Source organism: Sphingomonas sp. ABOLE, from assembly GCF_003950455.1.
Lineage (GTDB): Bacteria > Pseudomonadota > Alphaproteobacteria > Sphingomonadales > Sphingomonadaceae > Sphingomonas > Sphingomonas trueperi.
Map to the genome: position 1 here is coordinate 30,430 of NZ_QQWY01000011.1, position 21,598 is coordinate 52,027.

The following is a 21,598-nucleotide window of genomic DNA, read 5'->3' on the forward strand; positions in this document are numbered from 1 at the left end:
CCACCGAAAAGAAAGGAGGATGAGCATGGACGCGCTAGCGGACGTAGAAGATTGGCTGACCCAAGAGGCCGATGAGATCCTGCTCGAATATCCTCAAACATCCCCCGCCGACCTCGCCGCGTCATTCGAGCGAACGATAGCGAACTACGACGGCGATCGGGACATGGCTGTGGCTATCATAGCCGAGCTGAGGCGCCGTGCCGACGCGGGCGTACGCCTTTGGCCTAGCCAACCCTCCGCGCCGGAGGCGACCGATGCGATTACGGACGACGACATACCGTGGTGATGTATCCGAGACGGTTCAAGCCGAACTTTCCTAATCTGCGTCGGGCATTGGTCCTCGGCGTGGTCGTTGCCTCATTTTCCTGGGCGACACCCGCATTGGCCGATCCGTGCGAGGGTGTTCTGCCCGCTCGCGGCGCCGCCTTCTCCGGTGTCGTTCGTTATGTCGGCGATGGCGACGGGCTTTGCATCGGACCTGCGGGACGGCCCGACCGATGGATCGAGGTGCGCCTCGCCGACTTCGACGCCCCGGAGCTGAACGAGCCAGGTGGCCAGCGTGCGAAGCGATTGCTCGCTAGCATCGTCATGGGGCGGTCTCTCACCTGCCACGCCGGCCGACGGAGCTATGACCGCGTTGTGGCGCATTGCAGCTTGGACGGGCGTCCGCTCGGCAATCTATTGCGCGGCCGCGGTGGTCTTGAGGGCGGCCGATGAGCAGGGCGATGCAGACCGACCTGTTCACCCCGCCGCTGCTGCCTGGTCTGGCTTTAGCAGCCGACTTCCTCGCGCAAGCCGAAGAACAGGCGTTGATCGCCCACATCGATGGCGCCGAGCTATCCCCGTTTCGCTTCCAGCAATGGACCGGCAAGCGGCTGACCTGCTCTTATGGATGGTCCTACGACTTCGAAACCGGCCGCTTCGGGACGGCCGAACCGATCCCGGAATGGCTGGAACCCCTCAAGATACGCGCAGCCGCCTTCGCCGGCCTCGAGCCCACTGACATCGCCCAGGCCCTGCTCATCCGCTACGACCCGGGTGCCGGCATCGGGTGGCACAGAGATCGTCCGGTGTTCGAGCACATCATCGGCATTTCGCTTGGCGCGACGGCTCAGATGCGGTTTCGGCAGCGCGGTGCTGCCGGCTTTACGCGCGCAATCGCGCCGCTCTTGCCGCGCTCGATCTACCATCTGACCGGTGAGGCCCGCCATTTGTGGGAACACAGCATCGCTGCGCTCGAAGAAGCGCGTTGGTCGATCACATTTCGTACTTTGGTGAAGCCGGGTTGAAGCCATCCGGCAGTGCTGGTCGTTAGGAGGGGAGCACCAGCGGAGCACGGCTTTGACCCCTTTCGACTTCTGGACCGGCATGTGGCGTAGCGGGCAGGCGATGGCCGACGCCGGCATGAAGATGGCGCAGATGGCCGATGCATCGCGCACCGTCATCGAGACCCGATCACAGGCGATGTTGGCGGCGTCGCGCGATCCCCTGAACGGCGACTATGCCGAGCTCAGCCGGATGGTGCCGGAAAAGGTCGCGGCATTCGCAAGGGCCGGGGCTTCCGCGGTCGACGATCTTCAGGCGGTCCAAGCGCAGGCGATCGCTAACTGGCAGATGATGATGGGCATAGCGCTCAAAGGCCGTGCAGCTACGCCGGCCGAGGTCGGGACCATGACGTCTCGCACGGCGACGATAATCGAGCGGAGCGCCAAGGCAGCGGGGAGGGCGCTCGCCCCTGTCCACCGCAACGCTCGCCGGCTCACCCGTGCGAAGGCGCGCAAGAAAGTCTGAGCAAGGCGACAAAGGGGATTCACACGCGACTCGGCGTCGCGTAGATTCCTGCTATGTTCCATCAGGCAGACCTTTTCGACCAGCTGCGGCCTTCAAGGCGCGCCATGGATACGCCGATGCTGCTGGCGACGATCGCCGGCGCCTCGCAGCGACCCAAGTTCGCCTACATGCTTCTTCAGCTGATCGCTGAGATTGCCGACGAAAAAGGCCAGGCAGGTCCGAGCGTTGCTGTCAACGGCGCGGCGATGCCGGTGCGGGATTGGCTTTGCGACGGTCTAGTCCCGATGGCGCAGCGCGACGCACGCCGACGCTCAACGGTCCAAGCGGTGCGCGAGGACCTCGAGAAGTCGAACGCGCTTCCTGTTGATGCCACCAAAGCCGATCTTCTCATCGAGCAGAAGGTGCGTGAGCGCGTCCGCCGCTCGGGTCGTTGCAACGTCAGCCGGGCAGTCTCGGACCTTGTTCGGGCCGGGCTGCTACGGCGCCATTATCAAGGCTACCGCGTCGATCATGAAAACCGTGGGGCGCAGCGCGAGGCGGTCTATACGATCGTACCTGACGCGCTCGCAGCCCTACGCCGATAATCGACCCACCATCCAGCGCTAGTAGACCGGCCACGGACCAGCGCCTTCTTTGGGCGGACAGAGCCAGCGTGACCGCCGGCTCAAGGAGAAGGTAGCTCCCGCTGACTTTCGAGAAGCGCTAGCTGGTTCTGAATGGTCTGCAGCGCAGGGCGAACGACGTCGAGCAGCGCCTCTCCGGCAGGAGTTAGAGACAGACGTCGGGTAGTCCGTTCAAGCAGCAGAATCTGGTGCCGACCCTCCAGTTGCTGCACTGCCCGGGTCAATGCCGACTGCGATACGCCAAGCCGCGATGCGGCTTTCGTGAAGCTGCCCATTTCAGCCACCGCTGCAAATGCTACCAGATCGGCTAGGTCGTCCCTGGACATGCGCTAGCACCGGGTGCCGGGAATGCTGCTTGCCGCGCTGTTTGCTGTGCCTAGGATTTCATTAGGAAAAGGCCTGCCGCTGCTTGTACGCAGCGTCACGCGCCTTTCGAGCGCGACGACGGCCCATCGGCCTAGCGCCCGGCCTCCACTACGCTGGCTGACCAGCATATCGGGAGGAGCGCGCCGCTTTCGTTCAGCAGGACGAGGGAACGTCCCGCTCGGCAAGATAGCCATGTTGCAAATCTCGATTTATATGCGTCACGCATACACTGATTGGCGGGCAATGTCTATGCGTCACGCATATAGTTTCGTCCATATGAGGCGCGGCATCGCTGCACCCTGGCTCGCAAGGCTCTTCCGCGCGCTTAAGGAGATTGCGTTGATCGGCGTCCCATGGTCGAAAATGCGCCGCCTGAATTGCGGGGCCTAGCATGATGCTGTCGTGGCTCGATGTCGCTCTGTGTGCGCTATCCTTCGGCTTCGGTTTCTCCGCCAACCAGGGGGGCACGTGCCTGGTCGCGGCTGCTGACGAGTTGGTCCGACGACGCCCCCCAAGAGTTTTCATCGGACTTATCGCAGCATCTGCGGCTGCCGGCCTCACTGCCGTGCCGCTCGCTTGGACCGCCGCGACCGACGGACCATCGATCACCGCAGCCGGCATCCATATTCCGCTCGTGGTGGGTGCCGTTGCTTTCGGCATCGGAGCCCTCGTCAACGACGCGTGCCTGTTGGGATCGCTCGCTCGTTTGGGGGACGGGGAAATACGGCTCTTGGCACTGCCCTTCGGATTGTCGGCCGGCATCCTGCTCATTGACCAAGCGCGACTTGCTCCCTTCGCGACGTGGCCGAGCCCGCTTTCGACGCCGAGCCTGCTGGGTACGGTCTGCCTGCTGAGCTTTCTGATCGTCCTGACGCTAGCATCGATCAAGCTAACGGCCACCGAGCCTCTGCTACCTAGGACACGATGGCCACTGGCATTATCGATGCTGGTCCTTGGAACGACCGGCGGCGCGCTTTTTGCGCTGTCGCCAGCCTGGACCCTCGCGCACTTGTTGCAGCACAGCCTTCTGCTCGGAGATATGCGCACCGGAATTTTCGCATTTCCGGCCGTTGCTGCGTCGGTCTTGGGCGCACTGGCCGCCTCGGTGGGTCAAGGCACCGTGCGCCTGCAGACGCCTTCGGCTCGTGACCTCGTCCGCACCTTCGGCGGCGGCCTTCTCATGGGAATTGGGATCGCACTCATCCCCGGCGGAAACGACGGCTTGATCCTGTCGGCGATACCTGCGCTGTCGCCAGCCGGATTCGCGGCTGTCCTCACGATGACCGCTACCATATTGCTTGGCTTGATCGGACGCCGCAGACTGACCCGCGGCGGGCGCATCGATCCTCACCGAACATAGCTGCTGATCAGACGATAGGCCTTGGCTGGTCCTGTCACGTCGATGACGGTCTCGAATGCACTCGGCAGCGCAAGAACGTAACGAACCTCGTAAATGTCGTCACCGCAGTGATGGACGTCGTCAGCTACCAGGCGTTCGCCGTCCAAGGCATCGAAGATCAGGCGCACGAAGTCGCTGCCTATCGCCGGCCCATCGGCAAAGGCGACCGTGAAGCCTCTTTCGGAGGGCCGATAGGTGTAGCGCCGGTGAGACGACAACTCCCGGCCGTCTCGCAATCGAAGCGTTCCACACTCCCGGTATCCGAAGGCGCCATCAGGTTCGGGCTCGAAGATCGCCTCGCCCCGTAGCTGCGCGCCGGCAGCTTTGATGTCGCGATCAAGCTGCCAGGCGCCGCTCAGACTTTGAAGGAGGCCAGGCCCTTCAATCACGACGAACCGTCTCCCAGCGTCTTGTACACGCGCTGACGCGCTTCAGGCCTATGACCTGAAGCGCGAGCAGGCGTCCGTCACGCCAACTGCGCCGGTCGCCGCTCGACCGAGTTGAAGAACAGAACGAGCGACGCTGCGAGGAGGACGGCGTCCTTTAGCAGGAACTGGCCCGGCGCGGCTGAAATGGCAGGGAAGCCTCCCGCGCTGGCTTCGGCGACGCCCGGCGTCGTCACGAAGAATGTCAGCGTGATCAGATAGGTGGCAACGGACATCAGCGCACCCAGCGCCGAGAAGATCGGCCGAAACGCGCCGATAGCAAGAACCGCAGCCGTCGAGAGCTCGATGACCCCGATGAAGTAGCTCTGCCCCTGCGTTCCGAACATGCCGAGCCAGCTCATCAGCGGGCTATGCCCGATGAACGGAGCGATCCCGTCAGCCTCGTACATAGTGAACTTCATGCCACCGAACCATAGAAAGACCAGGACGAGCGCCCATCTCAGCAGCGCCAGGTCCTTTCGGCCTTCCTCAGCAACATGAAAGCGATATCGGTTCAGAAACGGCATCTGAAACTCCTCATTGAAGATAATGTCGGTTGTGGAGGGACGAGTGGCTCAATGGCGCCGCGTGCCCATCGGGCAGCCAAGACATCGTGCCTGATCGCAGAAGCGGCACGTCGACAGCGCGCTCTGCGGATCGTCGAGCAGAGATGTGAGAATGGTGTCTGCGATCCGTTCCAATACCGCGCGATCGTTGTCAGGAACCCGAACCAACAAGCCGGCGACCGCTGCATTTCGCAGACCGAGAAGTTTGGTTCGTTCGGCCTGTCCCCGCCGCGTCAGCGTGATATGGGCGACGCGGCGATCGGACGGCGATTGTGATTTTCCAACAAAGCCTTGATCATCAAGTCGCTCGACCACGCGAACCGTTCCGGCGTGTGAGAGGCGAAGGATTCGGCTGATCTGATCAATCGACATCCCCGGCTCGTGACCGATCGCGATCAGCGCGGCTGCGGTTTCCCCGCCCGCGGTAAACGCTTCGGCGATCGCGATCCGCACCCGATCGGACACGGCCTGAGAGAGCGCGCCGAAGACATTGATCAGTCGATCTGAGGGCTCGTCCATCATCAGCATGACTCGACAGGATATATGCGTCACGCATACACCTTCAATCAGCCCATGTCGAGTTTGAACCGGAAATAGTTGCGCCGATTGTCCGGAACACCTCTCGTCGGATGAGGTGTTTGAGGATCGCGAGCCGGGCGCAGAGATGACGGCCGGACCGCGTGTGTCCAGCGTCGGCGTCTCGTCGTCCGGTCAGCCCTCCAATTTGCCCATCTCGAGCGCTGTATCGGCCATGCGGGTCGCAAAGCTCCACTCGTTGTCATACCAAGCGAGCACACGAACCAATCGCCGGTCGACAACGTCGGTCTGGGGGAGTGCGACGATCGACGATTCGGTCCGATGGCTCAAATCAATCGAGACCAGCGGCTCGGTCGTGACGGCCAGCACGCCCTGCATCGATCCACTGGCCGCATGCCGGATGGCTTCGTTCACTTCCTCAACGGTGACGTCGCGCATGGCGGACACAGCCAGGTCGATGACCGACACATTGGGGGTCGGAACCCGTATCGACGATCCGTGCAACTTGCCCTTCAACTCCGGCAGTACGCGGCCAATGGCGTTCGCCGCACCCGTCGACGTCGGGATCATCGAGAGAGCGGCAGCGCGGCCTCGATATGGATCCGAGTGGACGGCATCCAGCGTAGGTTGGTCACCGGTGTAGGCGTGAACCGTCGTCATGTAACCGCGCTCGATACCGAACAGGTCGCTCAGAACCTTCGCCACGGGTGCTAGCACGTTCGTCGTGCAGGACCCGTTCGAGACGATCACATCCTCGGGGGTCAACGTATCGTGATTGACTTTGAAGACGATCGTCTTGTCGGCACCCTCGCTGGGCGCGGAGACGAGAACGCGCTTCGCGCCGGCGCGCAGATGTGCGCTCGCCTTGTCCTTCGAAGTGAAGAACCCAGAGCACTCCAGCGCTATGTCGACCCCGCACCGCTGATGAGGCAAGTCCGCAGGGTCGCGCTTCATGGTAACTTCGATCTTTCCAGAGCCGACGTCGATCCAGTCGGCGCCGATCTCGATTTCGCCCGGGAAGGGACCATGAATGGAATCGTACTTGAGAAGGTGCGCCAGGGTGCCGACCGATGCGAGGTCGTTGATGGCCACCACCTCGATGCCCTGACGGCGAAGCTCGACCATCGAGCGCAATGTCAGGCGACCGATGCGCCCGAAACCGTTGATCGCGACCCTGACCGTCATGCGCATTTCCTTCAGTTGCCGAGAAATGGTCGCTGGCAGCGGGCATCGCCTCGCCACCGTTCGGAAGAGATTTGAGACTTGAGCCGACGCAGTATATATATGCGTGACGCATAGACCTAATCGTCAGCGCCTAGCAGGTCAATATCGCAAGGCGGACGAACGACCGAGGCGAACGCCCGACAGCACATTCGCTACCGTTGCGCTGGCAGGCATCACGCGAAGTGATGGCCCGAGGACAGAACAGGAGACGTGAGTGGTGTCTGACCTTGAAGCAGAAAAGGTTCTCGCGGCCAGACGAGCGGTTGATGAAGTCCAGGACGGCATGCTTGTCGGCTTAGGGACAGGCAGCACGGCAAACTATGCGGTAAGATGCCTGGCCGAACGGATTGCCAGCGGGCTCCGCATCACGGCGGTGGCAACCTCCCGAATGACCGAAGTCTTGGCCCACGAACTGGCCATACCGCTGACCTCCATGGAGGGTCTCAGCTCAATCGACCTCACGATCGACGGCGCCGACGAGATCGATCAGCGTTTGCAGGCGATCAAGGGAGGCGGGGGCGCCCTGCTGCAGGAAAAAGTCATCGCTGCCGCGTCGGCCCGCGTCATAGCCGTGGTTGATTCCAGCAAGTTTGTGACGCGGCTGGGCCGCTTTCCGCTACCGGTCGAGGCCTTTCCATTTGCTACCGAATTCGTCGGAGCGCGCCTTGCTGATCTCGGAGGCCAAGTCTCTCTCCGAATGAAGGACGGCCACCCATTCCTGACCGATCAGGGCAACCACATCCTGGACGTTGCGCTTGGGTCGATTGCGGATAGTCAGCAGACCGCGCTCGCTATTTCATGCATTCCGGGCGTCGCCGGACACGGCCTCTTCCTCTCTGAGATCGACACCGTCGTTATTGCCCGCGGCGGCACGGTCGAGCTCCGGCACGCGGAGCGGTCGTGAAGCCAACCCGACGGCTTGCATCGATCGATCGCACCGCCACATCGTCGACGAAGCGGAGGAAAACCGCACGAGACCAGGCGTTCACTTCGCTGTCATAGCCGCCGCGTATCATGCCGCTCGACAGCCCGTCGCAAATTCTGGAGAGCCAGACGGCTGCCAAATCGACGTAAAATCTTGATATTATTGCACTTACCCGCATTCGGGCCGCGTGTGTCAAGCCGCGCCGAAGCTTGCTGTCTATGCGCCACGCACATATAACGGTGCGGATGGATGAACCTCGAGACCGTAACGTGTTCGGGGCGTTCGCACTCATGATCAGCGAGGACATCGTTCGCGCTAGTTCATCGCGGGCGCCCGAAGAAGGACCTGCCGCTTCGGCGCTGGCGCTGATTGCGCACAAGCCCGGGCTTTCGGTTAGAATGCTCGCGATTGGCGTAGGCCTGTCGCACGCGGCGGCGGTCCGACTTGCAGATCGCCTTACCAACCAGGGACTGATCGAGAGCCGGGCGACTTCGACCGACGGGAGGGTCCGCTCCCTGTATCTGACCTCGGCCGGTCAAGAGGCCAGCGCCGCGGTCCTGGCCGCAAGAGATGAGGTAATCGCCGAGGGGTTGTCGATCCTCAACAAGGGCGAAATGAAGTTTCTGGCTGACATCGCCGAGCGCGTGCTGCGCGCCCGCCTGGAGAACCTCGAGCACTCGTATCGCATCTGCCGCCTGTGCTGCTACGAAGGCTGTACCGATTGCCCTATCGACGCCGAGCTGCACGAGCGGGGGCTGGACCGCGCGTAAGGGCCGCGTCCATCCGGATACGTGCCGGTTTAGTGCTGCGCAATCAGGTAGGCAGCCAGGAAGCCAAGAACGGTGATCAGGCCTATGAAAGGAGGCGCATTCTCGAATGCTTCGGGGATCATGGCTTCGGCCAGCATGGCTAGTACGGCTCCCGCCGCGAACAAGAGGATCGCCGGCTCCTGCGCGGACGCCGAACCGAGCAGGAAATTCCCGACGGCGGCGGCGACCCCGATGAGCAGCGGTATCCCGATCCAAATCGTGTAGACGTACCGACGCGAGCGGCCCGCCTGCTTCATGCCCGAGGTACTCGACAGCCCCTGGGGCACGTTCGCCAGAAAGAAACCCGCGATCACCGCCAGGCTGATCGCGCCGCCGCCGGCGACTGACATCCCGATCACCAGCGCCTCGGGGATGCCGTCAAGCACGCTGCCTACCGCGATCGCCGATCCACTGCCGTGATGCTCTGCCTCGTTCGGCTGCTCCACGCATTCGCCGCAGCGCTTCCGGTTCTTCGCGCCGCGGCTGGCGAGATACCAGTTTATGCTGCTGAAAACCGCCGCACCTGCCGGCAAGGCGACGGTCGGCCACAAATCCGCCCCAGCCGCATCCGGCCGGACGACGAGTTCAGTGGCTATCACGGCAAACAAGACCCCGCCGCCAAAGCCCATGACGGCCGCAACCATCCGATGGCTGAGCTTGCCGAAGAAGGCGTCCGCAACGATCGCGCCCAAAAGCAGCCCGCTGCCGGACACCAGGCCCCACAGACCGGCCACAACGTACTCGGGGATCGGGGAAACAGGAGAGCCCATTTACGCTCAGCCTCCTTCAGATGATGGCGAGGCGCAGAATCGCTCGCTTGTGCATCCACTGGCGATCGGACGGGCGCGTGACTGGCGGCGTTGCCACATCCTCACCGTTATCAATCCAGGCGCCAATTGGGCCGCGCGAAGTGGCAGCTATACCCCCTTGGGTGTTGGACGAGGTATTTCTGATGCTCCGGCTCGGCTTCCCAAAAAGGCTCCTCTGGATTGATCTCGGACAAGACCGGACCTGGCCATCGTCCTGACGCCTCGATCTCGTCGATGGTGGCCAGGGCGACGTCCATCTGACACTTGTCAGTATAGAAAATTGCGGAGCGATAGCTCGGACCGACGTCGCTGCCTTGCTGCTCGTACGTCGTGGGATCGTGGATCTGAAAGAAGAGCTCCAGCAGGGAGCGATAGCTCAGGACGGCCGGGTCGAAGACCACTTCCACCGCCTCCGCGTGACCATGATGATCATCGTAGGTCGGGTCCGCCGTCTCCCCGCCGATGTATCCGACGCGTGTCGAAATGACCCCCCGTTCTCGGCGCAGCAGATCCTCCATGCCCCAAAAGCAGCCGCCGGCGAGTATCGCTCGCTCCGTACGGCTCGCCCCGCCTCGGGCAACACCGTCGCTCACAGACCGCTCGCTTCCTGATCGATCATGGTCGTCCTCGCCGGATGCCATGGTCATGCGGCCGACTGGGAGCTGGAATCGGGGCTGGGCGCATCGACGAGCTCGGTTTGCACATCGGATCCGCGAATGAGCGTCAGATCGACGGGGCAGCGATCGGCGATCTCGAGTATCCTAGCGCGCTGTTCGTCATCGAGAGGGCCGTCGAGGACGATCGTGCGCGTGAACCTGTCCGGCGGCATCATGTCCGCCACCTTCTTGTGCTCCACCCTCGTGCTCGCCCGTTCGAGCGGGAATCCCTTCCGGTTCGCATAGAGGCGCATCGTCATCACGGTGCAGGCAGCAAGTCCTGCCGAGACCAGCTCATATGGCGACAGACCGCTCCCTAGACCGCCGACCGAGGCTGGCTCGTCCGAGTAAATCGTATGCTCGCCGCTGCGGACCTTGAGCTGGAACTTGCCTGCCAGCGTTTCGATGGCCTCGACCCCGCCCGCGGCCTCAACCTGCGGAAGATCGGCTACGAGGGGCGGTAGGTAGCGGTTCGCCCAGCTCGCCACCATTGCTGAAGCGAAGTTCGCGTCGGCCGCATCGGCGAGTAGATGATCGGCCATATCGAGCGACACGAAGCTCTTCGGATGGCGAGCGGCGACGAAGATGCGCGACGCATGCTCGATCCCGACCACCTGATCGACGGGGGAGTGCAAGACGAGCAGGGGGCGACGCAGGGCAGCGACCGTCTTCTCCACGTCCACCTCCTCGACGGCGTCGATGAAGCTGCGACGAATGAGAAAGGGCCGGCCGGCTATTTCGACTGATGCTTCTCCATCGCGCCTGACCGTGTCGAGATCGCTGGCATTGAAGACCTTCAGGATATGCTGGAGCTCCGCCGGAGCGCCGATGGTCGCCACGGCGACGATATCCGGCAGATCAGCCGCAGCCACCAATGCGGCAGTTCCACCGAGGCTATGCCCAATGAGGAGGGAAGGGGTCATTCCCGCGGCCGTCATCGCTTTCGCTGCGGATTTGAGATCCGTGACGTCCGAGGCAAAACTGACTGCCTCGCCTTGGCCGCCACCTATCCCGGTGCCAGCAAAGTCGAATCGCAGGACGCCGATGCCCGCCCGCGAAAGCGCACGGGATATATGGACAGCCGCTCGGCTGTCTTTCCCACACGTGAAGCAATGGGCGAAGATTGCCCATCCACGGGGCGTCCCTTCCGGCGACTCCAGGAGCCCGGAGAGAAGCCTGCCCTCTTCGTTTTCGAACGTGAACGATCTGCCCGGCACGTCGATACCTCCCGTCATATCAGGGCGCTGATCGACGATCTCTGCCAGCCCGCGAGAGGGGCATCGCCACCGCCTCGCGTTTCATTGGGCCGCACAGCATCGGGCATCGGCACCTATCACCACAGGACATGCTTTTTATATGCGTCACGCATATAGACAAGCCCAAACCCAAAAACTATATGCGTCACGCATACTTTTCCAAAGCGGCCGGTCCAGGTCGGCGCTGCGGGAAAGCGTGTTGCAGACACATGGGCCGAAGGGTGATGGAACTCAATCAGGTCAGCTATTTCATTAATTTGGCTGAGACGCTGAATTTCACCGAGGCAGCTCGGCTGAGCGGCGTGTCTCAGCCAAGCCTGACCCGCGCCATCCGTCGCCTGGAAGAGGAACTCGGCGGTGCGCTGATCCATCGTGACGGAAAGAACAGCCGTCTCACGGGGCTGGGCCAGGATGTCGAGGCAGAATTCCGGCGGATGCTCCTGGCGTTGAGGAGCGTGCGCGATCATTCCGAGAACTGGACGATGGGGCGGCACCGCGTCCTGGACATCGCCGTGGCGCCTACCGTCGGACCCAAGGCGTTCGCAGCTTTCTTCGAAGTTGCCTTGGACAAGGTGCCGTCGATCGAGATCAGGCTGCATTCGCTTCAATCGAGCGAAGACACGTCGGAGGTCTTGTCCGGCAAGTACCACGCTTGCATTCTGCCGCGTGAAACTCGCCCGGATCGCAAGCTCGATGTCCGCACCCTCTTTCGAGAGCGGTTCGTGCTCGCCTGCGCGGTCGAGCATCCGTTGGCCACGGTGGACGTCGTTCGTGGAGAGGACTTGTCGAGATATCCCTTGGTCGATCGTCTGAAGTGTGAGTTTCGTGATCAGATACTGGAGCATTTTGCACGACGCGACGTGGTGATGCGTCCGCGCTTCCGTGCAGAACGGGAAGACTGGGTTCACCGCATCGTCGCCGAAGGTCGCGCGATATGCATCGTGCCGGAACGATCGGCCGCAGAAACCGGTCTGGTCACGCGACCGATCGAAGGGTTCACCCTGGAAAGAGAGGTGGTGATCGCAACGGTTTCCGGTTCGACGGCTCCGGTCGAAATCCGGAAGGTCGCGCAGCTCGCGGCCCGACATGTGTGGCAGTGAGCCACGCGGAGCGAAGCGTCAAAGCTATGGAAACTATGCTTACAGCGTATTGGATAAGTGATGTCGTCACTGCGATAGTTGATATGACGACAGATCAGTCAAGCTGAACATAGTGCGCCTGGCCCTCTAGACTTAGCATTGGAGATCGGATCATGAAGTTTGAGAAGACACAGGCGGCAATTGACCGCCTCACTCCCGAGCAGCGTCGCATTACCCAAGAGCACGGCACCGAGCGGGCCTTCACTGGCGAGTATAACGACAACAAGGAGCCGGGCATCTACGTTGACATCGTTTCGGGCGAGCCGCTTTTTGCTTCGACCGATAAGTTCGACTCGCGCTCCGGCTGGCCGAGCTTCACCAAGCCGATCGTTCCGGCGCACGTCAACGAAGTGCGAGACAGCTCGCATGGAATGGTGCGGACGGAAGTTCGGTCGGTGCATGGCGACAGCCATCTTGGCCACGTCTTCCCGGATGGCCCCGCCGACCGGGGCGGCCTGCGCTATTGCATCAACTCGGCAGCGCTCCGCTTCATCCCGCGCGATGAGATGGAGGCGGAAGGCTACGGCGAATATCTCGACCAGGTAGAGGAGGCTTAACATGCAACAGCGCGCTGTTCTCGCCGGCGGATGCTTTTGGGGCATGCAGGATCTGATCCGCAAGAAACCCGGCATCATCTCGACCCGCGTGGGCTATACCGGCGGCGACGTCCCCAACGCCACCTATCGCAACCATGGCACGCATGCCGAGGGGATCGAGATCGTCTTCGACCCAGAGGTGACGAGCTATCGAAACATCCTGGAATACTTCTTCCAGATCCACGATCCGACCACGAAGGACCGTCAGGGCAACGATCGCGGGCTCTCCTACCGTTCAGGCATCTACTACGTCGACGAGGAGCAAAAGCGCGTCGCCGAAGATACGATCGCCGACGTGGATGCATCGGGCTTGTGGAACGGCAAGGTCGTCACCGAGGTCAAGCCCGTTGGCGATTTCTGGGAAGCCGAGCCGGAGCATCAGGACTATCTCGAGAAGCGTCCGGGTGGCTACACCTGTCACTTCGAGCGAAAAGACTGGGTGCTTCCGAAGCGCCAGAATGACGGCGATGCGCAAGCCGCGGTCGCTGCCCGAGCGGAATAGGCCGCCGCCCTCACGCGCCATCGCCGACTGAGGCCGCATACTTCGTGACCGCATCGCCGTGCGATGCGGTCCTCGAATTGAAGCCTGACCGGCACCTATTCGGACCAAGCCTGCCCCGAGGATCGCAGCCGTATGCCAGAACTCTCCTCGTTCCCCATCGCGCGGCGATGGCCAGCGGCACATCCAGACCGGGTGCAGCTTTACGCGGCACCGACGCCGAACGGCGTGAAGGTCTCGATCATGCTCGAGGAGACCGGGCTCGCCTACGAGCCGCATTTCGTTGATATCTCCAAGAACGAGTCAAAGGACCCGGCCTTCGTATCGCTCAATCCGAACGGCCGAATACCGGCGATCATCGACCCCCACGGCCCGGGCGGCACGCCGATCGGCGTTTGGGAGTCCGGAGCCATTCTGGTCTATCTGGCGGAGAAGACCGGCCAGTTCATCCCGATCGCTCCGGCTGCGCGCTACGAGACGCTGAGTTGGGTATTCTTCCAGATGTCGGCGATCGGGCCCATGTTCGGGCAGTTGGGCTTCTTCCTGCGATGGGGCGGCAAGGACTTCGAGGACAAGCGCCCTCAGCAGCGCTTCGCGGATGAGTCCGAGCGGCTGCTCGAGATCCTCGATCGCCAGCTGGATGACCGCGACTGGATCGTCGGCGAATACTCGATCGCCGACATTGCGACGCTCGGCTGGGTGAACGCGCTCGTCACAACATATGACGCGGGCGACCTTCTCGGACTTAGCGATTTCTCGAACATAGCGGCTTGGCTCGAGCGCGGTCTCGCGCGGCCGGCGGTGAAGCGCGGGCTGCTCGTTCCGGCCAGAACCGCATGAGCGTCATCGCCAGCTATTACTACAACGAAGGAAAGCGCGTACGAGAAGTCGCGATCGACGAATGTGTCGCGCTGGACAAGAGCCGTTCGGGCTTTTGCTGGATAGGATTGAGTGAACCGACGACGGGCGAACTCCGCTCGCTTCAGGAAACCTACGGCCTGCATCCATTGGCCATCGACAACGCGATGCACCCGCAATGTCCTCCAAAACTCGAGGTCTACAACGACGAGCTATACGTGGTCGCCAAAACGGCCGAACTGGACGGCGACCGCATCCGTTACGGCAAGACGGCCATCTTCATGGGCCACAATCATCTCATCACCGTGCGACACGGCACGCCTGGCGCCTTGGGGAATCTCCGGGAGCAGCTTGAAGCCTCGCCGACGCTGTTCGGCAAAGGCGTCGATTACGTCCTGCACGCGATCCTGCACCGCATCGTCGACCAGTACCTCCCGATCTTCGAGATGATCGAGGACGACGTTCTGGCCATGGAGCGCAAATCGCTGGACGACTTCCTCGGCCGCAAGGAAGTCGCTCGCATCTTCGGGCTGAGGTGCGAGCTGACAAGATTCCAGCGGACCCTGGGAGCGATGGCGGAGCTCGTGCGCAAGCTCGTCCGCGGGCACTTCCCCTGCATCAGCACCGAGGTCCGGCCGTACTTCAACGATGTCGCGGATCATGTCTCGCGAGTGCAGACCATGGTCGACGGCCTCCTGCAGGTCCTGTCGTCCGTTTTCGAGTTCAGCAGCCTGCTGGAAGCGCAGCGGACCGGGGTTATCACCCGTCAACTCGCAGCCTGGGCGGCGATCCTCGCCGTACCGACGGCGATAGCCGGAATCTATGGCATGAACTTCAAGCACATGCCCGAACTGGACACCGCCTATGGCTATTTCGTCGTGCTTGGGGTGATGACGTTGTTCTGCGTCTTCCTGTTCCTGCGCTTCAAAAAGGTGAAATGGCTGTGAGCGCCGCTCAAGCGCATTCCTTCACCTGCGCTCGCTGCCAAGGTGCGGCGCACGCTCAAGCGATCCTGATCATAAAAGAGGCAAAGGTGCACTCATGAATTCTCAGGTCTCCGACGTTTTGGAAGCGGTGCAGTCATTCGTCGCGAAGGGCTACGATCGGGAGTATCGCGTGAAGGAAGGGCGCCTGGTCGATCTCGAGCTCGGATCGACTTTGGATGCCTGCGCGATTCAAGTAGATGCCGCACTGCGTCTGGAAAGTGGCGACGATGCCGAAGACGCCTCCAACATTTACGCGATCACCGATCCCGCAACCCAGCACAAGGGGTTGCTGATCGATGCCTTCGATGTCTTCGACGAAATCTGCCACCGCGATTTGGCCGAACGTCTTTCAGAGCAGCGCGAAACGACGCCGGCAGGCGATGAAGATGTGCCGAGCAAGCACGGTCTACGCAAGGTCTACAAGGCCGAGTTCGACAGCGATCCCGAGCGATACGTCTTGCGCGAAGGCTTTCCGGATTTCCCTGCCTGCCCCTTCGGCGGCGCCTTCAGCATCCTAGGTTTCGACACCGCAGAGCAAACCTACGTATGGCTGGTCACGAGCATCATTCGTGACCCGCGCCTCATCCGCATCCCGTACCAGGGCGAAGATGTCGTCACAGACGAGTAGCGGACTTGGTGCGGCGAGCAGCTCGCTGCTCTCTTCGGTCTACGCAAGCGAAATCAAACGAGGTTGTCATGCATTGGAACAAGGATCACGTTCGAGACACGATGCTCTCGCTTGAAACGGCTGCCTTGCAAAGCGCCCGCGAGAAGTATCTGGATTATGTTTCCACCGCCAGGCTCGATCGAAGCGAGCCGATCGAGAACGACGAACAGGCCCAGGCCGAGGTCGCGAGCGACTTTGCGGAAGCGCTCGATGACACGCTCGACGATTACGCCGATAAGCTCGACAAGCTCAGGACGATCGACTTCGGACCGAAGTCCGCAGTCGCGGAAGGCGCGCTCGTAAAGCTGTCGGGCCGCTACTTCGTGATCGCTGTCTCAACGAGCAAGTTCATGTGCCACGGGCAAGAGCTCATGGGGATCTCGACGATGGCACCGATCTACGAGGCGATCGAGGGCGCGCAACCCGGGGAGACCGTGCAGTTCAATGGCCGCGATCTTCTGGTGGAAGAGGTCGCGTAGGGCCTGACGTGGTCGTTCCTTAGCGCGTGGCGCTTCGACGCCGGTCCTGCTTTTGTATCATCGCGTCGAGCGCCCCCGTGATCATCGGTGCGCTCGGGCATCGGGTGGCCTTCACAGCCAATGAGTGCTCTGGGCACCGGTAGACGATGGCCACCGCTGAAAGGACCGTCAGCAGCGCAGCAGCGCACAAGAAGAGGCCGCCGGGACCAGCGAGGTTCATTGCCACTCCGCCGACCAGCGGTCCCACGGCGGTCCCGATGCCGTTGAGCAGCAGAAGACCGCGCGCGGTTCCCAGAAGACGAGCAGCTGGGAGATCGTCGTTCGCGACCGCGACGCACAGAGAGTAGATCGGAATCCCGAACCCTCCGAAGAGCGCTCCCGCGGCGAGCAGGAAGGGCAGGGGTGCCTCGGCCGTCAGGGCTACGCCTACGGCGGCCGCCGCAGATGCCAAGGCGGCGCCGGCGATGATCAGATTTCGAGGCACCCGGTCGGACAGCCAGCCGAGCGGCCATTGCAATGCGAGCGTGCCTCCAAGGACCGCAGCCATGAAGGCGGAGATTCCGGAAACATCGAGACCGATTTTCTGCGCAAAGCTCGGACCCATGCCCCAGAACCCGCCGATGGCTAGACCCGTCAGCAAGGCTCCGACTGTCGCGAGAGGGGACAGCGATAGGAGATCCCGGAGGGCGACCGGTTCCTGTTCGACTTCGGCCGGCGGGTGACTGGGCAGCAGGGTGATCGGCACCACCGCCGCTGATATCAGCACGGACACGATCAGGAACAGCGTCACCCCGGCAGGTGGCGCGATGTTCAAGAGCGCTTGGCCAACGGCCCACGACCCCATCGAGACGACGCCGAAGATCGACAGAAGCTGCCCGCGCGTCGAAGGCAATGCGTGCGCGTTGAGCCAGCTTTCCGTCGCCAGGATCATGCCGGCGTAGGCCACCCCGGTCATCATGCGCAACGGCATCCAGGCCAAAGGCTCCACTAGTGCGGCATGCAGAATCGCGGTGATCGATGCGATGGCCGCAAAGCCGGCGAACGTCCTCACATGACCAACGGACACAATGACGCGCGGCAGCAAAAGCGCGCCGATGGTAAAGCCCGAAAAATAGGCCGACATCATCGCTCCGATGCTGCCGCTGGAGAACTCCTCCTGTCCGGCCCGGACGATCAGCAGGGTTCCCAGCAATCCGTTGCCGAGCAGGAGAAAGGCGACGCTCAGCAGCAGCGCCGCCACGGGCGCAAGCGCGAGACCGCGCGTGGCAGCCGCCTTGACCGACTCCATCGGAGGGGTCATCTTCTGTCCCGCCAAACCACCCAGCGCCCGCATGATCGCCGTGCGATCGGCCGACGCGAGCCCTTGTCGCGGAAGGGAGGCGCGATCACTGCGGCATCTCGACATGTCCGCCGAAACCGAAGCGCATCGCCGAAAGCAGCTTGTCACCGAAGGTATGTTCGACACGGCTCCTGAAACGCGCATACAGCGCGGCCGAGAGGACGTTGACCGGGACCGCCTCTTCCATCGCCGCCTCGATCGTCCATCGGCCCTCGCCTGAGTCCGAGACATGGCCCGAGAACTGCTCGAGCATCTGGTCCCGCGCGAACGCCGCGGCCGACAGGTCGAGCAACCAAGATGAGATCACGCTGCCGCGACGCCACACCTCGGCAACATCGGTGAGGTTGATGTCGAAGCGCTCGTGCTCAGGCAGTTTTGCCGACGACCGGCCCTTGAGTATGTCGAAGCCTTCGGCATAGGCTTGCATGAGCCCATACTCGATTCCGTTATGGACCATCTTGACGAAATGGCCTGCCCCAGCAGCCCCGGCGTGGATGTAGCCCTTCTCCGCGCGCGGGTCGTGACCGTCGCGGCGGTCGACGGTGCGCGGTATCGTCCCCAGCCCCGGCGCAAGAGCGGCGAAGATGGGATCGAGATGATCGATCACCGGCTTCTCGCCGCCGATCATCATGCAATAGCCGCGATCGAGGCCCCACACGCCGCCCGACGTCCCGACATCGACGAAGTGGATGCCGCGCTCTGCAAGGCCCTTGGCGCGATGGATATCGTCCTTGTAGAAGCCGTTGCCGCCATCGATGATGATATCGCCCGGCGCAGCCAGGTCGGCGATCGCGGCGATCATTGCCTCGGTCGGCTTGCCGGCCGGCAGCATCACCCAGTAGATCGCCGGCTTGTCGAGCTTGCTGCGCATGTCGGCCAGCCCTGAGGCACCAATTGCTCCTTCTCGCACGAGATCGGCAACGGGCTCGGGCGAGCGGTTATAGACTACGGTGTCATGGCCGTGCCGGATCAGCCGCCGGGCTATGTTTGCACCCATGCGGCCGAGCCCGATGATGCCGATCTTCATATTCTTCTCCGCCTTGCAACATACGGTGTCGACGGCGGCCACATCGGACTTGCGGTATCGGGGCGCCCTTCAGGTTTCATGATGCTCGGGCAGGGCGCCGATACTCGGCCGCGCTGATGAAGCGGTCGAACGCTTCGCACCAGATCACCACCGTGTTGAAGGCGGCGACGTCGACGTCGGCCGGGACGGTTATGAGGAAACCATCGAAGGTCTTCACATCGCCGATGCGGCGTGACTTGTTCTTGACTGCGATGAACGCGTCTTTCGTGTCTACGAAGCGCGGGGTGAGATAGAGCTTGTAATCCGGACCGGGGGAGAGGCGGCCGATGTGCGCTATCCGTTCGCGCGACACCTTCACATCTCCCTCGCCCCAGTGAACGAAATCGCTGCCCTCAAGACGGCGCTCAAATCGCCCGGTGTAGAGCGCTTCCGCTTCGGTCGACGCGATCGCCGCCGCATCCGGCGGAGGCGGCGCCGTCAGGATCGGCAAAGCGTAGATGCCGGCGGCAAACCCTAGTGACAGTGTCGCGACATGGGTCGTGGCAAGGATGAGCCAACGGCGCATCGATCAAGCCCGGTCCAGATGCGCCACCAGCTTGTCCGCGTCGAGTTGGAAGTCCGAGTATACGACCGCGCCCTCGGCATCGATTACGCTAAACCAGGGCGTGCCGCGCGTCCGGTAATCCTCCATGAACGTGGGGAGACGCGCGCCATGCGGAATAGGGTCGTGGCCAAATGCGACCGGCAGCTCGTACTTCGACTGGTTTTCCCGTAGTTTCTCGAAGGTGTTTTCGTGCTCTCCCTCGAAAACCGTCTGAATCACCGCAAAGCCGACGCCCTTCGGCGCCAGGCCGGCATGAAGCCGCTGTAACGTAGGGAAGCCGTGCAGGTGGCAGCCGCGGCACCAGTGCTGAAACGCAAAGAGGATCTTCGGTCCTTGCCCCAGTTGAGAGAGTGTGACTGGGGTGTCCAGCTTCGTGCCGTCTCCCCCGATCCATTGGCTAACCCGGAGTTCAGGCGCTGATTGCTCGGGAGCGGCCACTGCGTCTCTCCTCCTCAGAGATGCCGTTCGACATCCAAATCAATGTCTGCAGACCACAGCGCCCAGCCAGTTGGATGGCCCTGGTGCTTACGATCTGCCGTGTCCGCGAGATCATGACCGCACCTTCCACAGGCTTCGATGTCGATCCGGGCGTCGACACTATGAAGTTCGCGCCATCTGTTTTCCAATAGCCGTAGGCTATAGTTTCGATAGCCAAGCTGTAAGCTCAGAGGCTTGGAGCGCTTCCTGCGAGCCAAGATATTCGATGTCGCAGATATCGATCAGGTGAATTGCCGCCTCGCTTCACTAAATAGATGGCATGACAAAGACACGAGTTTCATATCGCGAGCATCGTGAGCTCGGCGATGTCGCATGGCTGCGCGACTATGATCATGCCACGTCGCTCGCGGCCGCTCAGGGCAAGCCTGTGTTGCTGCTGTTTCAGGAAGTTCCGGGGTGCGCGACCTGCGTGAACTTCGGGCAGGACGTTCTGACGCATCCTCTGATGGTGGAGCTGATCGCCGAGCGGTTTGTGCCGGTGGCGGTCTTCAACAATCATCCCGGCGCTGATGCCAGGATAATGCGCCTCTATGGCGAGCGATCCTGGAACCACCCGGTCACGCGCTTCCTTCGCCCAGATGGAACGGAGCTTTTGCCCCGTCTGGCGGATCGGTACGATCCGCTCGCCCTTCACGAGAGGCTCAGCGCAGCTCTGGAAGCGCTCGGCGGCGACGTGCCGGCCTATTTCCAACTGCTGGGGCGTGACCTGCTCATCGAAAATGGCCTGAGCGAGAGGGGCATCTATACGACGCCGTGCTTTTGGTCGGGGGAAACGAGTTTCGCTCAGCATCCCGCCGTGATCACGACCGATGCGGGTTGGGTGGACGGCGAAGAAGCGGTGCAGGTGCAATTCGACCCGCGCGCCATCACCCGCGACGACTTGGACGCCTATGCCCGTGCAGAGGGCTTCGCACCGGTGGCGCGTGGTAGCTTTCGTCTAGACCGCGAGCCGCAATTCTACCTGCGCAAGAACGCCGTCCGCCATCTGCCGCTGTCGGCGGCGCAGCGAACTCGACTCAACCTGGCCGTGCCGTATCGCAACCCGATCCCTGACTATCTCAGCCCGCAGCAGTCCGCTTGGCTTGCCCATCCGCTTTTGCAGCGCGTGAGCGACGGAGAGACCTACCGCCAAGACATTCGCGATAGCTGGCCGGTGCTCAAGGCGAAGCTCGATTCCGCTTCCGAAGCCATTGACGCGAGATAGCTCGACCGAACCTCGAATTCATATCGGGGTTTGACTGGATCGCGTCGCGGTCGATCGCGGTGCAGCCGCTCGCGTTTGCGGACCACTCCCCAGGCTTTGCGAGTGCGCGAGGTGCCTGGGTCTTGGCGATCACGCGGCATCCAATGCTCTCACGGCTATTGAAACTATAGTCACAGGCTATTGGGAAACGGCAATGCTCCGAAGTTATAGTCAACACGTCGTCGTCACGAATCATGACGAACGAAATCATGTCTATACTGGCAGAGCATCAGGCACCTAGGTTTCACAAAGTTTATCTTCGTTTCGATCCGCGTGC

Annotated in this window: 28 protein-coding genes; 16 read left to right on the top strand and 12 right to left on the bottom strand. The window is 62.2% G+C overall.

Annotated features, from left to right (window positions below; translation table 11 throughout):
• The first annotated feature begins 25 nt into the window (after positions 1 to 25).
• The 4 genes from CA234_RS08590 to CA234_RS08610 all read left to right on the top strand — a co-directional run bounded on the left by CA234_RS08590 (position 26) and on the right by CA234_RS08610 (position 2,375).
• Positions 26 to 286 carry a hypothetical protein gene (locus tag CA234_RS08590; protein WP_126001397.1) on the top strand — a complete coding sequence of 87 codons (261 nt, stop codon included), beginning with the start codon at positions 26 to 28 and terminating at the stop codon, positions 284 to 286.
• A gap of 439 nt (positions 287 to 725) precedes the next feature.
• On the top strand, positions 726 to 1,289 hold the full coding sequence (locus CA234_RS08600; RefSeq protein ID WP_126001398.1) for an alpha-ketoglutarate-dependent dioxygenase AlkB: 564 nt from the start codon (positions 726 to 728) through the stop codon (positions 1,287 to 1,289).
• Between the two features lie 100 nt (positions 1,290 to 1,389).
• A complete protein-coding gene (locus CA234_RS08605) occupies positions 1,390 to 1,791 on the top strand; it encodes a hypothetical protein (RefSeq protein WP_126001399.1) in 402 nt (133 codons plus the stop codon).
• Between the two features lie 53 nt (positions 1,792 to 1,844).
• Entirely contained in the window at positions 1,845 to 2,375 is a 531-nt protein-coding gene (locus CA234_RS08610; RefSeq protein ID WP_126001400.1) for a hypothetical protein, read from the top strand.
• Positions 2,376 to 2,455: 80 nt separating this feature from the next.
• Here the strand turns inward: CA234_RS08610 and CA234_RS08615 are convergent, their stop codons facing one another.
• The gene (locus tag CA234_RS08615) at positions 2,456 to 2,740 is read right to left on the bottom strand and encodes a LysR family transcriptional regulator (protein ID WP_126001401.1); all 285 of its coding nucleotides are present in this window, start codon (positions 2,738 to 2,740) and stop codon (positions 2,456 to 2,458) included.
• Between the two features lie 431 nt (positions 2,741 to 3,171).
• Between CA234_RS08615 and CA234_RS08620 the strand changes: the two genes are divergently transcribed.
• A complete protein-coding gene (locus CA234_RS08620) occupies positions 3,172 to 4,140 on the top strand; it encodes a YeeE/YedE thiosulfate transporter family protein (RefSeq protein WP_126001402.1) in 969 nt (322 codons plus the stop codon).
• Here the strand turns inward: CA234_RS08620 and CA234_RS08625 are convergent.
• The 4 genes from CA234_RS08625 to gap all read right to left on the bottom strand — a co-directional run bounded on the left by CA234_RS08625 (position 4,128) and on the right by gap (position 6,892).
• Positions 4,128 to 4,568, bottom strand: coding sequence for a DUF6314 family protein (locus CA234_RS08625; protein ID WP_241213384.1), 441 nt, complete (start codon positions 4,566 to 4,568; stop codon positions 4,128 to 4,130). The two genes, CA234_RS08620 and CA234_RS08625, sit on opposite strands and share 13 nt — an antisense overlap.
• Positions 4,569 to 4,645: 77 nt before the next feature.
• Positions 4,646 to 5,131 (bottom strand): DUF417 family protein, encoded by a 486-nt coding sequence (locus tag CA234_RS08630; protein WP_126001403.1) that lies wholly within the window; start codon positions 5,129 to 5,131, stop codon positions 4,646 to 4,648.
• Positions 5,132 to 5,179: 48 nt separating this feature from the next.
• Positions 5,180 to 5,698: a MarR family transcriptional regulator gene (locus CA234_RS08635; protein ID WP_241213385.1), complete on the bottom strand. Its 519-nt coding sequence runs from the start codon at positions 5,696 to 5,698 to the stop codon at positions 5,180 to 5,182.
• A gap of 183 nt (positions 5,699 to 5,881) precedes the next feature.
• Entirely contained in the window at positions 5,882 to 6,892 is a 1,011-nt protein-coding gene (gene gap, locus CA234_RS08640) for a type I glyceraldehyde-3-phosphate dehydrogenase (RefSeq protein ID WP_126001404.1), read from the bottom strand.
• A 256-nt stretch (positions 6,893 to 7,148) separates the two neighbouring features.
• Between gap and rpiA the strand changes: the two genes are divergently transcribed.
• Together rpiA and CA234_RS08650 are read left to right on the top strand one after the other, a co-directional pair.
• Entirely contained in the window at positions 7,149 to 7,835 is a 687-nt protein-coding gene (gene rpiA / locus CA234_RS08645) for a ribose-5-phosphate isomerase RpiA (RefSeq protein ID WP_126001405.1), read from the top strand.
• A gap of 311 nt (positions 7,836 to 8,146) precedes the next feature.
• The gene (locus tag CA234_RS08650; RefSeq protein ID WP_241213387.1) at positions 8,147 to 8,626 is read left to right on the top strand and encodes a MarR family transcriptional regulator; all 480 of its coding nucleotides are present in this window, start codon (positions 8,147 to 8,149) and stop codon (positions 8,624 to 8,626) included.
• 29 nt (positions 8,627 to 8,655) lie between these two features.
• Here the strand turns inward: CA234_RS08650 and CA234_RS08655 are convergent, their stop codons facing one another.
• From CA234_RS08655 to CA234_RS08665, 3 genes are all read right to left on the bottom strand, one after another.
• Positions 8,656 to 9,435: a ZIP family zinc transporter gene (locus tag CA234_RS08655; RefSeq protein WP_126001407.1), complete on the bottom strand. Its 780-nt coding sequence runs from the start codon at positions 9,433 to 9,435 to the stop codon at positions 8,656 to 8,658.
• 110 nt (positions 9,436 to 9,545) lie between these two features.
• Complete coding sequence (msrA, locus tag CA234_RS08660; RefSeq protein WP_277600211.1) at positions 9,546 to 10,121, bottom strand: peptide-methionine (S)-S-oxide reductase MsrA; 576 nt, start codon at positions 10,119 to 10,121, stop codon at positions 9,546 to 9,548.
• Positions 10,118 to 11,353 carry a bifunctional alpha/beta hydrolase/OsmC family protein gene (locus CA234_RS08665; RefSeq protein ID WP_126001488.1) on the bottom strand — a complete coding sequence of 412 codons (1,236 nt, stop codon included), beginning with the start codon at positions 11,351 to 11,353 and terminating at the stop codon, positions 10,118 to 10,120. The genes msrA (CA234_RS08660) and CA234_RS08665 overlap by 4 nt, the downstream gene beginning before the upstream one ends.
• 257 nt (positions 11,354 to 11,610) lie before the next feature.
• Between CA234_RS08665 and CA234_RS08670 the strand changes: the two genes are divergently transcribed.
• The 7 genes from CA234_RS08670 (at position 11,611) to CA234_RS08700 (ending at position 16,610) form a co-directional block, all read left to right on the top strand.
• The gene (locus tag CA234_RS08670) at positions 11,611 to 12,486 is read left to right on the top strand and encodes a LysR family transcriptional regulator (RefSeq protein WP_126001408.1); all 876 of its coding nucleotides are present in this window, start codon (positions 11,611 to 11,613) and stop codon (positions 12,484 to 12,486) included.
• 152 nt (positions 12,487 to 12,638) lie between these two features.
• Positions 12,639 to 13,082 carry a peptide-methionine (R)-S-oxide reductase MsrB gene (gene msrB, locus CA234_RS08675; RefSeq protein ID WP_126001409.1) on the top strand — a complete coding sequence of 148 codons (444 nt, stop codon included), beginning with the start codon at positions 12,639 to 12,641 and terminating at the stop codon, positions 13,080 to 13,082.
• A gap of 1 nt (position 13,083) precedes the next feature.
• Positions 13,084 to 13,623 (top strand): peptide-methionine (S)-S-oxide reductase MsrA, encoded by a 540-nt coding sequence (gene msrA / locus CA234_RS08680; RefSeq protein WP_126001410.1) that lies wholly within the window; start codon positions 13,084 to 13,086, stop codon positions 13,621 to 13,623.
• 132 nt (positions 13,624 to 13,755) lie between these two features.
• On the top strand, positions 13,756 to 14,460 hold the full coding sequence (locus CA234_RS08685) for a glutathione S-transferase N-terminal domain-containing protein (protein ID WP_126001411.1): 705 nt from the start codon (positions 13,756 to 13,758) through the stop codon (positions 14,458 to 14,460).
• The gene (locus CA234_RS08690; protein ID WP_126001412.1) at positions 14,457 to 15,425 is read left to right on the top strand and encodes a magnesium and cobalt transport protein CorA; all 969 of its coding nucleotides are present in this window, start codon (positions 14,457 to 14,459) and stop codon (positions 15,423 to 15,425) included. Before CA234_RS08685 ends, CA234_RS08690 begins: the two co-directional genes overlap by 4 nt.
• Positions 15,426 to 15,519: 94 nt before the next feature.
• Complete coding sequence (locus CA234_RS08695) at positions 15,520 to 16,092, top strand: hypothetical protein (RefSeq protein ID WP_126001413.1); 573 nt, start codon at positions 15,520 to 15,522, stop codon at positions 16,090 to 16,092.
• 101 nt (positions 16,093 to 16,193) lie between these two features.
• The gene (locus CA234_RS08700; protein ID WP_241213389.1) at positions 16,194 to 16,610 is read left to right on the top strand and encodes a hypothetical protein; all 417 of its coding nucleotides are present in this window, start codon (positions 16,194 to 16,196) and stop codon (positions 16,608 to 16,610) included.
• A gap of 19 nt (positions 16,611 to 16,629) precedes the next feature.
• Here the strand turns inward: CA234_RS08700 and CA234_RS08705 are convergent, their stop codons facing one another.
• From CA234_RS08705 to CA234_RS08720, 4 genes are all read right to left on the bottom strand, one after another.
• The gene (locus CA234_RS08705; protein WP_241213394.1) at positions 16,630 to 17,943 is read right to left on the bottom strand and encodes an MFS transporter; all 1,314 of its coding nucleotides are present in this window, start codon (positions 17,941 to 17,943) and stop codon (positions 16,630 to 16,632) included.
• A 52-nt stretch (positions 17,944 to 17,995) separates the two neighbouring features.
• Entirely contained in the window at positions 17,996 to 18,976 is a 981-nt protein-coding gene (gene gnd / locus CA234_RS08710) for a phosphogluconate dehydrogenase (NAD(+)-dependent, decarboxylating) (RefSeq protein ID WP_126001415.1), read from the bottom strand.
• Positions 18,977 to 19,052: 76 nt separating this feature from the next.
• Entirely contained in the window at positions 19,053 to 19,541 is a 489-nt protein-coding gene (locus CA234_RS08715) for a DM13 domain-containing protein (protein WP_126001416.1), read from the bottom strand.
• 3 nt (positions 19,542 to 19,544) lie between these two features.
• Entirely contained in the window at positions 19,545 to 20,018 is a 474-nt protein-coding gene (locus tag CA234_RS08720; protein WP_126001417.1) for a redoxin domain-containing protein, read from the bottom strand.
• A gap of 20 nt (positions 20,019 to 20,038) precedes the next feature.
• Between CA234_RS08720 and CA234_RS24300 the strand changes: the two genes are divergently transcribed.
• Together CA234_RS24300 and CA234_RS08725 are read left to right on the top strand one after the other, a co-directional pair.
• Complete coding sequence (locus tag CA234_RS24300; protein ID WP_164521752.1) at positions 20,039 to 20,209, top strand: hypothetical protein; 171 nt, start codon at positions 20,039 to 20,041, stop codon at positions 20,207 to 20,209.
• A gap of 128 nt (positions 20,210 to 20,337) precedes the next feature.
• On the top strand, positions 20,338 to 21,282 hold the full coding sequence (locus tag CA234_RS08725) for a VPGUxxT family thioredoxin-like (seleno)protein, type 2 (protein ID WP_126001418.1): 945 nt from the start codon (positions 20,338 to 20,340) through the stop codon (positions 21,280 to 21,282).
• The last annotated feature ends 316 nt before the right edge of the window (positions 21,283 to 21,598 follow it).